The organism is Agrobacterium tumefaciens, assembly GCA_025560025.1.
Lineage (GTDB): Bacteria > Pseudomonadota > Alphaproteobacteria > Rhizobiales > Rhizobiaceae > Agrobacterium.
Genome location: CP048485.1, coordinates 968,830 through 982,773, shown reverse-complemented (window position 1 = coordinate 982,773; position 13,944 = coordinate 968,830). Strand labels below are relative to the sequence as shown.

At 59.1% G+C, this 13,944-nt stretch carries 9 protein-coding genes; 2 read left to right on the top strand and 7 right to left on the bottom strand.

Annotated features, from left to right (window positions below; translation table 11 throughout):
* Positions 1–6: 6 nt before the first annotated feature.
* Both FY152_04845 and FY152_04840 read left to right on the top strand, forming a co-directional pair.
* A complete protein-coding gene (locus tag FY152_04845) occupies positions 7–1,290 on the top strand; it encodes a DNA polymerase IV (protein ID UXS31453.1) in 1,284 nt (427 codons plus the stop codon).
* A gap of 167 nt (positions 1,291–1,457) precedes the next feature.
* A complete protein-coding gene (locus tag FY152_04840) occupies positions 1,458–2,696 on the top strand; it encodes a L,D-transpeptidase family protein (protein ID UXS31452.1) in 1,239 nt (412 codons plus the stop codon).
* Positions 2,697–2,717: 21 nt separating this feature from the next.
* Here FY152_04840 and dnaE read toward each other — a convergent pair whose 3' ends face one another.
* The 7 genes from dnaE to FY152_04805 form a co-directional block, all read right to left on the bottom strand.
* The gene (gene dnaE, locus FY152_04835; protein UXS31451.1) at positions 2,718–6,221 is read right to left on the bottom strand and encodes a DNA polymerase III subunit alpha; all 3,504 of its coding nucleotides are present in this window, start codon (positions 6,219–6,221) and stop codon (positions 2,718–2,720) included.
* A gap of 476 nt (positions 6,222–6,697) precedes the next feature.
* Complete coding sequence (locus FY152_04830; protein UXS31450.1) at positions 6,698–7,381, bottom strand: ABC transporter ATP-binding protein; 684 nt, start codon at positions 7,379–7,381, stop codon at positions 6,698–6,700.
* A gap of 15 nt (positions 7,382–7,396) precedes the next feature.
* Positions 7,397–8,704, bottom strand: a complete 1,308-nt coding sequence (locus FY152_04825) for a lipoprotein-releasing ABC transporter permease subunit (protein ID UXS31449.1) — start codon at positions 8,702–8,704, stop codon at positions 7,397–7,399.
* 124 nt (positions 8,705–8,828) lie between these two features.
* Positions 8,829–10,151 carry a proline--tRNA ligase gene (locus FY152_04820; protein UXS31448.1) on the bottom strand — a complete coding sequence of 441 codons (1,323 nt, stop codon included), beginning with the start codon at positions 10,149–10,151 and terminating at the stop codon, positions 8,829–8,831.
* Positions 10,152–10,879: 728 nt separating this feature from the next.
* The gene (locus FY152_04815; protein UXS31447.1) at positions 10,880–11,149 is read right to left on the bottom strand and encodes a DUF1467 family protein; all 270 of its coding nucleotides are present in this window, start codon (positions 11,147–11,149) and stop codon (positions 10,880–10,882) included.
* Positions 11,150–11,328: 179 nt separating this feature from the next.
* Positions 11,329–12,996 (bottom strand): ribonuclease J, encoded by a 1,668-nt coding sequence (locus FY152_04810; protein UXS31446.1) that lies wholly within the window; start codon positions 12,994–12,996, stop codon positions 11,329–11,331.
* Between the two features lie 204 nt (positions 12,997–13,200).
* The gene (locus tag FY152_04805) at positions 13,201–13,941 is read right to left on the bottom strand and encodes a biotin--[acetyl-CoA-carboxylase] ligase (GenBank protein UXS33206.1); all 741 of its coding nucleotides are present in this window, start codon (positions 13,939–13,941) and stop codon (positions 13,201–13,203) included.
* Between the last annotated feature and the right edge of the window lie 3 nt (positions 13,942–13,944).

Sequence of the window (13,944 nt, the reverse complement as noted above, 5' to 3'; positions counted from 1 at the left end):
CGGTTCATGCTTACGTCGCACCACTATGATCCCGGTTTTTGCCGAGACTGTCTGGCCGGCCAGCCAGCGGCGCTGAGGCGTTGCCGTAGCTGCGGCAGTCCGCGCCTCGTCTATCATGACGAACTCTATGATCTCAGTATCGCCCATATCGATTGCGACGCCTTTTACGCCTCCGTCGAGAAACGCGACAATCCCGAGCTTGCCGACAAGCCGGTCATCGTTGGCGGTGGAAAGCGCGGTGTGGTTTCCACCGCCTGCTACATTGCGCGTATTCAGGGTGTGCGTTCCGCCATGCCGATGTTCAAGGCGCTGGAAGCCTGCCCGGATGCGGTGGTCATCAAGCCCGATATGGAAAAATACAGCCGTGTCGGGCGCGAAATCAGGGCCATGATGCAGGAATTGACGCCGCTTGTGCAGCCGCTTTCCATAGACGAAGCGTTTCTCGACCTTTCCGGAACAGAGAGACTTCACCACGATCCACCGGCCCGCGTGCTGGCAAAATTTGCAAAGCGGGTGGAAAAAGAGGTCGGCGTGACCGTGTCGGCCGGGCTGTCCTACTGCAAGTTTCTGGCCAAGGTCGCATCCGACCTCAAAAAACCCCGTGGTTTTTCGGTGATCGGGGAAGCGGAGGCGCTTTCCTTTCTCGCAACGCGGCCGGTGACGACAATCTGGGGTGTCGGCAAGGCATTTGCAGCAACGCTGGAGGCGGATGGCATCCGGCTGGTGGGCCAGCTGCAGGAGATGGAGGAAGGCGATCTAATGCGCCGTTACGGAGTGATGGGACAAAGGCTCTTCCGGCTTTCGCGCGGCATCGACGAGCGGCATGTGCACGACAACGACCCGGTCAAAAGCGTTTCTTCCGAAACTACTTTCTTCAACGATATTTCCCGCCACGACGATCTCGTCCCGATCCTGCGCTCGCTTTCCGAAAAAGTGGCCTGGCGACTGAAGAAGAACGGCATTGCCGGCCAGACGGTGGTGTTGAAAATGAAAACGTCCGACTTCAAGATCCGCACCCGCAACCGCAAACTTGATGACCCGACCCAGCTTGCCGACCGGATATTCCGCACCGGCCTCTCAATGCTGGAAAAGGAAACCGACGGCACCAAATTCCGTCTGCTCGGCATCGGCGTCAGCGATCTGCGCGATGCGGACCTTGCCGATCCTCCCGATCTCGTCGACAGGCAGGCTGGGCGGCGAGCGGCGGCGGAAGCGGCCATGGACAAGCTGCGCGACAAATTCGGCAAGGGCAGTGTCGAGACCGGCTATACATTCGGCACACGCAAATAACAGCCCGGGGTCCGATATGCGGGAGCTGCGCAAGCGCCGTCCCTCGCCGGGCCTACTTATTTTAGATTTTACACAAATTAGTGATGTTGCAGCTGCCCCACCCTTAAACTTCATTAAACTTCACATGGTTGAGTGAGGGAAGTTTTGTACATGTGGTGTATTGCGTCATGTCCCTTCGCCTCAGTCTTCTGACCGGCATGCTGTCGGCCAGCATTCTTGCCTTTCCAGCACTTGCCGCCGACAGCAGGTCGCTGCAAATCCTCGTTTCGAAAAACGATCAGTCGCTGGCGCTTTATGAAAATGGCGAGATCATCGCCACATCTAAAGTCTCCACCGGCAAGGCCGGTCACGAGACCCCGAGCGGCATATTTTCTATCCTGGAAAAGCGCAAATACCACGAATCGAATATTTACTCCGCCGCACCGATGCCTTTCATGCAGCGGCTGACATGGTCGGGAATAGCACTCCATGAAGGCAAGGTGCCGAATTATCCGGCCTCGCATGGTTGCGTGCGCCTGCCCTCCAAATTCGCAAAGTCACTCTTCGGAGATACCCAGCGCGGCGTGCATGTCATCATCACCGACCGGCCGGTCTCGCTGCGCTTCGTGCAGCATCCGGCGCTGTTTGAGCCGCGCGACGATGGCGATGACGGCAAGCTGCTTCTGTCCGACGTCGAGCTGCGCCCGGCGACCTTCGATGCCGCTTTGGGCACGGTCGAGGTTGCCGTCAATGAAAAGACGAATTCCCTTAAACCCACCGCAAAGGCTAGGGAATCCTCTCCCCTGCGCATTCTCATTACGCGGCGCGGCGAACGGGAAAAGATGATGGATATTCAGACCGTGCTGACCCGCCTCGGCTTCGATGCCGGTTCTGCGGACGGTTATGCCGGAGAAATGACGATCAGCGCCATCAACGGTTTCAAGCGCTGGAAAGGGCTGAAAACCACGGGGCCGCTTCTGACCGACGCTTTTGTGGCAGCGCTCTACGCTTCCGCCGGGGAAGACCATCCCCCGACCGGCCAGATCATGGTGCGGCAGGATTTCAAGCCACTGTTCGAGGCCGCGATCGATATCAGGGATCCGGAGGTGGCGCTCGGAACCCACTTTTTCGAAGCCGTTTCCGTGGACCGTGCAAAAGGCACCGCCGAATGGAACGGCGTGACGCTGGAAAACCACCTACCGGCGGCGGCCCGCAAGCGGCTCGGCATCTCCGTTACCGAAGCGCCGGGCGGTTTCGATCAGTTGAGCGCCGTGCTTAGCCGTCTCGAAATTCCCACGGAGATACGCAGCCGGATCGAGCAGGAGCTCACAAGCGGCAGCTCGATCACGGTTTCCGATCTCAGTCACCAGATGGAGACAGGCGCCGGAACGGACTTCATCACCGTGACGAAAGAAGGACCGGTATGAGTGATGAGTGAGGCTTGAGCCTCACACCAGTTCCACATCGACGACACCGGGTGCAGACCGCAGCGCGGCGGCGATCTCCGGCGAGATGCGGTATTTCTCCGTCAGCTCCACCTCGATCTCGCGGCTGCCCTCATCCTTGATGACGATGAAATAGACCGAGCCGTCACCCTTGGTGTTGAGGTGGCGTGCCACGGTTTTCAGCGGGCCGGAATCGCGCACGTAAACGCGCAAGGCCTTCTGCATCTGCACTGATTTCTCCTCCAGCGATTGCGCCGTCTGGATGCGAAGGCCGATACCTTCCGGACGCTCTTCCGCCTGCACGGTGATGACCAGCGATTTGCCGACCTCGAGCAGATCGCGGAACTGGCCGAGCCCTTCCGAAAACAGCACCGCCTCATATTGGCCTGATGCATCCGAAAAAGTGACGATGCCCATCTTGTTGCCGGTGCGGGTCTTGCGCTCCTGCTTGCCGGTCACCGTCCCGGCCAGACGCCCGGCGGTCGCCCCCTGTTTCACCGCCGCTGAAAAATCGGCGAAATTCTGCACCCGCAATTTCTCCAGCACAGGGCGATAGGTATCGAGCGGGTGGGCGGTCAGGTAAAAACCGAGCACCTGATATTCGCGCAGCAGTTTTTCCGAGGCAAGCCAGGGCTGGAAGGCGGGCAGCACGAGCTTTTCCGGCCCATTCGCGCCGCCGGAGCCAAACATGTCCGACTGGCCGGTGACACGGCTTTCCTGAGCGCGCTGCGAATAACCGATGATCCGGTCCAGCCCGCCGATCAATTCCGCGCGGTCGCGGCCGAAACAATCAAAACCCCCGGCATTGATAAGGCTTTCCAGCACACGCCGGTTGATCTGCTTGGGGTCGATGCGCAGGCAGAAATCCTCAAGGCTGGTAAACGGCTTGCCATCGCGTACGGAGACGATGTGCTCCACCGCCCCCTCACCCACGCCCTTGATGGCGGCCAGCGAATAATAGATGCGGTTTTCGCCCGTCTCGAATTGCCGGAAGGAGGTCTGCACCGAAGGTGCGACGACCTCGATGCCAAGGCGGCCGGCATCCTGGCGGAAATCGTTGAGCTTTTCCGTGTTGGCCATATCGAGCGTCATGGAGGCCGCCAGGAACTCCACCGGATAATGCGCCTTCATATAGGCGGTCTGGTAGGACACGATGGCGTAGGCTGCGGCATGGCTCTTGTTGAAGCCGTAATTGGCGAACTTCGCCAGGAGGTCGAAGATGGTATCGGCCTGCGGCTTCGACACGCCGTTCTTGATGGCGCCATCGACGAAACGTTCGCGCTGCTTGTCCATCTCCTCCTTGATCTTCTTACCCATGGCGCGGCGCAGAAGATCGGCCTCGCCAAGCGAGTAACCTGACAGAACCTGGGCGATCTGCATCACCTGTTCCTGGTAGACGATAACGCCCTGCGTTTCCTTGAGCAGATGGTCGATGGTGGGGTGGATGGACTCCAGCTCCTCCTCGCCATGTTTGCGGGCATTATAGACCGGGATGTTTTCCATCGGTCCCGGACGATAAAGCGCCACCAGCGCGATGATATCCTCGATGCAGTCCGGGCGCATGCCGATCAGCGCCTTGCGCATGCCGGCACTTTCCACCTGGAACACGCCGATGGTTTCGCCGCGCGAGAGCATCTCGTAGGTTTTGGCGTCATCCAGCGGAATGGCGGCAAGATCGACCTTGATGCCACGCTTGGCAACGAAATCGACGGCCACCTTCAGCACCGTCAGCGTCTTCAGACCGAGGAAGTCGAATTTGACGAGGCCGGCGCTTTCGACCCATTTCATGTTGAACTGGGTGACCGGCATGTCCGAGCGCGGATCGCGATACATCGGCACCAGCTTCGACAGCGGCCGGTCGCCGATGACGATACCGGCGGCATGGGTGGAAGCGTGGCGGTAAAGCCCCTCGATCTTCTGGGCTATATCCAGCAGACGGGCGACGACCGGCTCCTTGTCGGCCTCCTCCTGCAGGCGCGGCTCCTCCTCGATCGCTTTCGACAGCGGCGTCGGATTGGCCGGGTTGTTGGGCACCAGCTTGCAGATCTTGTCCACCTGCCCATAGGGCATTTCCAGCACGCGGCCGACGTCACGCAAGGCCGCGCGCGCCTGCAGCGAACCGAAGGTGATGATCTGCGCCACCTGCTCGCGGCCATATTTGCGCTGCACGTAACGGATCACCTCTTCGCGGCGATCCTGGCAGAAGTCGATATCGAAGTCGGGCATCGACACGCGTTCGGGGTTCAGGAAGCGTTCGAACAGCAGCGAGAAGCGCAGGGGGTCAACATCGGTGATGGTCAGCGCATAGGCGACAAGCGATCCCGCGCCCGAACCGCGACCGGGACCCACCGGAATATCCTGCTGCTTGGCCCATTTGATGAAGTCGGCAACGATGAGGAAGTAGCCGGGAAACCGCATGCGCTCGATAACGCCGAGCTCGAAATCAAGCCTTTCGCGATAATCCTGTTCGGTATAGCCCTCAGCCATGCCGAGCGCTGAAAGGCGCTGATCCAGCCCTTCGACCGCCTGCCGGCGCAGCTCGTCGGATTCGGCCCGTTCCGCCGCCTCGGGGTCGTCGCTGGCACCGGTAAAGCGCGGCAGGATCGGTCCGCGCTTCTTCAGCACATAGGAGCAGCGCAGGGCGATCTCGATGGTGTTTTCCAGCGCCTCGGGAAGGTCGGCAAACAACGCCGTCATCTCATCGCGGCTTTTCAGATAGTGATCGGGGGTCAGGCGAAACCGGCTGTCATCGGAAACGATGGCATTGTGCGCCACCGCCATCAACGCATCATGGGCCTCGTAATCGGCCTTTGAAGGGAAAAACGCCTCATTGGTGGCAACCAGCGGAATATCATGTTCATAGGCAAGTCCGATCAGCCGCCGCTCATGGGCGCGGTCGTAACCGGACTGGCGCTGCAATTCGATGTAGAGACTGTCACCGAAGAGCGACTTCAGCGTCAGCAGGCGTTCTTTTGCCTGGGATGCATGCCCTTCCTTCAGGGCCATATCAACGGGGCCGCTGGAGGCACCCGTCAACGCGATCAGCCCGGCATTGGAGGCTTCCTCCAGCCACGCACGGGTAATATGCACGGAATGGCCACCGCTGCCCTCACCGTCCAGATAGGCGCGGCTGATCAGATCCACCAGCCGCTCGTATCCTTCGGCATTGGCAGCCAGAAGCACGATGGCGGGAAGCTTCGTGAGGTGGCTATTATGGTTGCGGCGATCATCCGCCGCATCCTGCATGTCAATCGACACCTGACAGCCGATGATCGGCTGCAGGCCCTCATCGCGCGCCTTTTCGGAAAACTCCAGCGCAACGAAAAGATTGTTGGTGTCGGTAATGGCGATGGCCGGCTGGCCGTCAGCAACGGCCTTGGACATGATTTTCTTGAGGGGCAAGGCCCCCTCAAGCAGGGAGTAGGCGGAATGTACCCGCAAATGGACAAAACCAGGGGTTTTCAGCGTTCCGCCAGAGGTTTCTCCACGCACAACCGTATCGCCCATATCGTCGTCCTGTCATTCTGAATCGAGGGGGCGATTTTCCGATTTCCGGCGCTCAAAGTCCACAGCCTTGCGGCCTCTATACAGGCTTCTGCGCCGGTGCGTCCTTCACAGCGCGGTGAGGATCACCGAAAAGCTGGCAACAAAGACAGCGATGGAAGCGAAAGCGGCAACGTCACGGATGAAATCAGTCATTGGTCTCTCCTTACTCGTTATGTTCCAACTTTGTTCTCATTTTGTTCGATTGTCAACAGGGTTCTGCTGATGTTCCCCTTGCTAACGCAACAGAATCAGCCGGGGTTCCGTCGACGTCGTCGGCAAGTCCCTGACTCCAAAGCGAAAAACCCGGAGGCAAAAAAAACGCCTCCGGGTTCGGAAAAATTCAATTGTGGAAGGGTAAGCGGCCGTCTGGGAGACGCAGGTGAGGAGACTCACCGGTTCGGACAGGGCGTCACAATGGTCGCCCTGTGCAGTCACGATCAGAAATCGACGATCTTTCCGTCGGCGAGTGTCACACGGCGATCCATGCGGTTGGCGAGCTCGTGATTATGGGTGGCGATCAGTGCTGCAAGACCGGACTGGCGCACCAGCGCCTCCAGCGCATCGAACACATAATGCGCGGTTTCCGGGTCGAGGTTGCCGGTCGGCTCGTCGGCGAGCAGCAGGAGCGGCGCATTGGCAACTGCGCGCGCAATGGCCACGCGCTGCTGTTCACCGCCGGACAGTTCGGCCGGGCGGTGTTCGCCGCGATGACCGACGCGCATATAGTCGAGCAACGCGCTGGCACGTTTGCGGGCCTCAGCCTGCGTCAGACCGGCGATGAGCTGTGGCATCATCACATTCTCCACCGCTGAAAATTCCGGCAGCAGGTGATGGAACTGGTAGACGAAACCGATATCGCTGCGACGGATCGCCGTGCGGGTTTCGTCGCCCAGCCCATTGCAGGGCGCACCGTTGATGAAGACCTCGCCGGCATCGGGATGTTCCAGAAGCCCTGCCAGATGCAGCAGCGTAGACTTACCCGTGCCCGAAGGGGCGACGAGCGCCACCATCTCACCGCTCTTCAATTCAAAATCGGCCTTGCGCAGGATGGAAAGCGACGTTTCACCCTGACCGTAAGTCCGTTCCACGCCGGTAAGCCGCAGCACTGTTTTTTTTGCCATATTGCGAAGCGGTCCTTATTCGTAACGCAGGGCCTGCACCGGATCGAGCTTGGAAGCCCGCCATGCCGGAAAGATCGTTGCCAGGAAAGAAAGCGTCAGCGCCATGATGACGACGGTGATGGTCTCGCTCAAATCCATTTCAGCCGGCAGCTGGCTCAGGAAATAGAGCTGCGGATCGAACAATACCGTGCCTGATATCCAGGAGAAGAATTGCCGGATGGATTCCACGTTGAGGCAGACGATGACGCCGAGCGCCACGCCGGCGAAGGTGCCGACCGTGCCGATGGCCGCCCCGGTCATGAAGAAGATGCGCATGACGGCGCCGGAACTGGCGCCCATGGTGCGGAGAATGGCGATATCGCTACCCTTGTCCTTCACCAGCATGATGAGGCCGGAAATGATGTTGAGCGCCGCCACCAGAACGATGAGGGTGAGGATCATGAACATGACGTTTCTTTCCACCTGCAGGGCGGAGAAGAAGGTCTGGTTTCGCTGTCTCCAGTCGGTGATATAGATCTGCCGTTCGGCGGCCTGTTCCACGAGAGGCCGGATTCCGTCGACATCGTCGGGACGGCTGACATAAAGCTCGATGGACTGCACGATACCGTCGGCATTGAAATAAAGCTGGGCTTCCGACAAGGGCATATAGATCATCGAGGCGTCATATTCCGACATGCCGATCTCGAAGACACCTGATATTTTGTAGGATTTGACGCGTGGATTGACACCCATCGGCGTCACATCGCCTTCCGGCGAAATGAGGGTGATGTCGTCGCCCGCCGTCACGCCAAGCTGGGCGGCGAGCCGCGAGCCCACCAGAACCCCGTCTCCCGCCATGAAGCCAACGAGGTCGCCGGTCTTGATGTTGGTGGAGACTTCCTTGATCTTGTCGATATCGTCCTGACGCACACCGCGCACCAGCGCGCCGGAGCCTGCACCGCCGCGACCGGAGGCCAGGGTCTGGCCTTCCACCAGCGGCAAGGCCATGGTGACACCCGGAACGGCAGCGAACTTCTTCGCCAGCTCATCATAATTATTGAAGGGCTGGTCGATCGGCTGAACGATCATGTGGCCGTTAATGCCAAGAATGCGCGAAATCAGCTCCGTGCGGAAACCGTTCATCACAGCCATGACGATGATCAGCGTCGCAACACCCAGCATGATGCCGACAAAGGAGAAGCCGGCGATGACGGAAATGAACGCTTCCTTGCGCCGTGACCGCAGATAACGCCAGGCCACCATGCGCTCGAAAGCGGAAAACGGCCGGGCGGTCTTTTCCCGGACGGAAGGAGCCGCACCCTTGTCAGCCTCGGCCTTTGCCATTTCGTCTCCCTGATCTCACCTTGCAAGATCGGTCTTTTCAAAGACCGGTCCCAATCTCTGCGGCATCCGCTCTAAAACTGGAGCGGTCTTCGGGTGAAGGCCGCTCCCATCTTTCCATTCGTGCTTAGGCAAGCACCCTGTTCATTGCCGCCTCGATCGTGACGGTTTCACGTTCGCCGGTCTTGCGGTCCTTCACTTCGACTTCGCCATTCGCGACCGAACGCGGTCCGACGATGATCTGCAACGGCACGCCGATGAGGTCGGCGGTGGCAAATTTCTGGCCGGCACGATCGTCTGTGTCGTCGTAAAGAACATCCTTGCCGGCGTTCGACAGCGAGTAATACAGCTTTTCGCAAGCCGCATCGCAGGCCTCGTCGCCAGCCTTCATGTTGATGATGACAACATCGAAAGGAGCAACCGAAGCAGGCCAGATGATTCCGTTCTCGTCATGCGATGCTTCAATGATGGCGGGAACAAGGCGTGTCGGCCCAATGCCATAGGAACCCATGTGGACAGGGTGTTCCTTGCCGTCCTTGCCCTGCACTTTCGCGCCCATCGGCTCGGAATATTTGGTGCCGAAATAGAAGATATGGCCGACTTCGATACCGCGTGCGGAAAGGCGCTCGCCATCGGGAATGGAGTCATAGGCGGCTTCGTCGTGCATTTCGGAAGTGGCGGCGTAATCGGCCGTCCATTCGTCGAAAACGCCTTGAAGCGCCGCGACATCGTCGAAATCGGTATTTTCAGCGGGAATGGCGCGGTCGAGGAAGCTCTTGTGGCAGAAGACTTCGGATTCGCCGGTATCGGCCAGAATGATGAATTCATGGCTGTGATTGCCGCCGATCGGGCCGGTATCGGCACGCATCGGAATGGCGCGCAGGCCAAGGCGCTCGAAGGTGCGCAGGTAAGCCACGAACATCTTGTTATAGGAATGGATCGCGTCTTCCTTGGTCAGATCGAAGGAATAGGCGTCCTTCATCAGGAACTCACGCGAGCGCATGGTGCCGAAACGCGGACGAACCTCGTCGCGGAACTTCAGCTGGATATGATAGAGGTTCAGCGGCAGGTTCTTGTAGGACTTCACATAGGAACGGAAGATGTCGGTGATCATCTCCTCGTTTGTGGGGCCATACAGCATCTGGCGGTCCTGACGGTCCTTGATGCGCAGCATTTCCTTGCCGTAGTCATCATAACGACCGCTTTCCTGCCAGAGCTCGGCCGATTGCAGCGTCGGCATCAGAAGCTCGATGGCGCCCGAGCGATCCTGCTCCTGCCGGATGATCCTGTTGACCTTGTCCAGCACACGCTTGCCGAGCGGCAGCCAGGAATAAATGCCAGCCGACTGCTGCCGGATCATGCCCGCGCGCAGCATCAGGCGGTGGGAGACGATCTCCGCTTCCTTGGGGTTTTCCTTCAGGATGGGCATGAAATAACGGCTGAGACGCATGACGGCTTCCATTGATGTGGACGAGAGCGCGCAAAGGCGCGGGAATCGCCCCGAATAAAGGGATATTGGCGCCGGATATAGCCGTTTCCCGCCAAGAAGAAAACCCGCCATGAAAAGAGCCCGCAAGGCGATTTCATGGCATTTTCGCGATAGCTAATTCGCGTCAAAACGCTTTGATGGGAATATTATTCTTGTTCCGGTGCGACAAATTGCACCACAGGGAATTTTTTGCCGACTGTAACAAATATGCAAAAAATGAGATGACAAGCATGGGTGATTAAGCTAGCTTTAGCTTACAAAAGAGGCAGGAAGTCTAAATTCTTGCCGTTTTCGCGGTCAGTCTTGGGAGGATCAGATCTTAGGCGCGCTCGTTCGCAGCCCCGGCAACGGTTACAGATCACGCGAAACCTGAAAAACAAGGCTGAAAAGCCTTGTTTTTTTTTGATTCATCGACGCGACTACAACCCGGCTCGCCATTCCGGTAAAATTGTGGCGGTGAATCGGGTGCCAGACACGCTCATGCTGTGTGCACGACGGAGATGACATCCATATGACAATCTCCTGCGCCCTGTGTAGAAGCGGACAGCACCGCCAGAGTGTCGCCATACCCCCGTCATTGCGGCCTTGATCCTAGATTCATTTCGCCCAGCGTCTCGCAGGATGCAAACTGTTTCCAAGACAGGCATTTGGCGGCGTGAATTCCGGCCCGAGCCTAGAAGGACGATACTTCAGTCGTAAACGGGAATAATTCTCGGCAGATCGTCAAGGCTGATGCCGAACCACCAACCGCCGCCATACCAGATGCCGCAGATCAACGCCGATATCAGCGTCGTCCACAGGACGATGCGACCGCCTCTGAACCGCGACGGTGCGCTTGCGACCGTGCCCAGCGCCACATCGCCCTCTTCCGCCTGGGTACGAAGTCCGATCGGCAGCACGATGAAAAGAACCGTCCACCAGACGATGAAATAAACGGCGAAGACCGAAAGAAGCGGCATAACATCCTCCCTGCATAATGCGTCCTTTGTAACGCATTCATCCGTAAACCGGAATCACTTCCCTGCCACAAGCGTAAAAAGCCATGAATGGAAACAGGGCCGCGCTTTACAGCGCAAGCCCTGTCTCGAATAAGGTGATCGTTGCTCAGCAACTGACCGCCATCAGGCTTTCCGGCTGCTTAGACCTTCGTGACGAAAACCGTCACGATCGGCTTCTTGCCCCAGGTCTGGTTGGCTGCGGCGCGCACGGCGCGGCGCACCGCTTCGCGCAGCAGTTCCAGATCCTTGCGACGGGCGCGAGGGATGCTCTCCACGGCGCCGAGAACGGCGTCATAAAGCGTATCCTCCATGTCCTCGCCCTCATCATCGAATTCCGGCAGGCCGAAAGGCACGACATCGGGATCGCCGAGGAAGTCGTAACGGCTGTCCAGCACGACATTAACGGAGACATGGCCGGCGAAGGAAAGCTTGCGGCGATTGCTGATGCCCATCTCATCCATGTCGCCGATGAGGTTGCCATCCTTGAAAACGCGGCCATGCGGTGCATCGTCGATGACTTCCGCCGGGCCGGGCGCCAGGCGCAGAATATTGCCGTTACGCACCTTCGGCACCTGCGAAATGCCGGCCTGCTCAGCCAGTTCCTTCTGAGCCACCAGATGCGCAGCCTCGCCATGAACAGGCACGACGATCTGCGGCTTCGTCCATTCATACATTCTCAAAAGTTCGTTGCGGCGCGGATGGCCGGAAACGTGAACCAGAGCCTCATTGTCGGTGATGATATGGACACCCTGCTCGATCAGGCCGTTCTTGATATCGATGATCGCCTTCTCATTGCCGGGGATGGCGCGCGAGGAAAACACGACGGTGTCTCCCGCAGCCAGCGCCACATTGCGCATCTCGTCACGCGAAAGCTTGGCCAGTGCTGCGCGCGGTTCTCCCTGCGAACCGGTGAGGATCAGCACCACCTTGTTGCGTGGAATGTAGCCATATTCGTCTTCGGCGAGGAATGGCTTGATGCCCTCCATGATACCGAGATCCTGCGAGACGTTGACGACGCGTTTCAGAGAGGAGCCTAGCAGCAGAACTTCACGGCCTGCCGCCTCCGCAGCCTGCGCAATCGAGCGGATACGCCCGACATTGGAGGAGAAGGTGGTGACGGCCACGCGACCCTCGGCATTTTCGATGATCTGCCGCAGGCCTTCGGAAACCTCGTGTTCGGAAGGCGAGACACCGTCACGAACTGAGTTGGTGCTGTCGCACATCAGCGCCAGCACGCCCTCTTCGCCGATGGCGCGGAAGCGGGCTTCATCCGTCAACGGACCGAGCGACGGCGCCTCGTCGATTTTCCAGTCGCCGGTATGAATGACGTTACCGAGCGGCGTGCGGATGACCAGCGACATCGGCTCGGGAATGGAGTGATTGACGCCGACAGCCTCGATCTCAAAGGGGCCGACATTGATGCGGTCACCAGCCTTGAACGGCGTTACCGGAATTTCGGCACGGGTACCCTCATAGGCGCGTTTCGCCTCCAGCATGCCGGCGGTGAAACCCGAGGCATAGACCGGCACGTTGAGGCCCGGCCACAGATCGTTCAGCGCGCCGTAATGGTCCTCATGGGCGTGGGTGATGATGATGCCTTTGAGGTTTTTCTTCTGCTCGGCGATATAGGTGATGTCAGGCAACACCAGATCGACACCGGGCAGATCGAGACCCGCAAAGGTTACGCCGCAATCCACCATGATCCATTCGCGCTTGCTTGCCGGACCGTATCCGTAAAGCGCCAGATTCATGCCAATTTCACCGACGCCGCCAAGCGGCAAAAATACCAGTTCGTCCTGTTTAGCCATTGTTCTTCTTATCCATTCACGAGAGCGCGCGAGCGACGGCGATCTGCCGCGCCCCGCGCCGGTTACCAGCATCGGACCTGTTAAACCATCTGATCGACCGGGCCGATGCGGAGCCGGTCTGCCACCCTGCTTTTCAAGAGCTGCAGGAAAGCTCCAACCTGTGGGATCCGGTTCGGCGCAGGCCTTAAGCCCGCACCGCGCACCTCATCCGAAAAAGACGTCGCCGGCAGCGATGGAGCGTCTTGTACCCTCATCCTCGTCCAGCAGCAGAAAACCATTATCATCAATTCCGACGAAACGCCCGCCGATCGAGCGATCAGGGAAGTTGACGGTGATATGTTCGCCGATACCGCAGGCGGCCGCCCGCCAGCCGGCCATGACACCGGCCACACCCCTGCCCTCATCCCAGCCCGTCAGCACATCCGCCGTTTCGCGGAAAAGATGGGCGAAGAGTTCGTCGGGTGAACAGGAAGCACCGTGTTCGGACAACATGGTGACGGGATAAAGCGGGTTTTCCGGCTTGTGGGCGATATTGATGCCGATGCCGATTACGATGGCGCGCCGTCCGTCCGGCAGAAGCTCCGCCTCCATCAAAATGCCGCAGGTTTTTTGACGACCAATCAGCACGTCATTCGGCCATTTGATTTCAAGCGGGGCACCGCCCGTCGGCAGCACTGCGCGGATGGCGCGATAAACAGCCAGCGCAAAGGCGAGCGGCAGAGACCCTATGCGATCCATCGGAGCGGGATCGATCAGAAGAAGCGAGGCGTAGAGATTGCCGGGCTCGGAGACCCATGGCCGACCGCGACGGCCGCGCCCGCCGGTCTGGCGGATGGCGGTGATCCACAGATTGCCGCCATCGCCCGCCCGCGCCCGGGCAAAACATTCTATATTGGTCGATGGTGTTTCCACCATCGCCTCGTGCCGGAAGTCATCGATGGACACCCG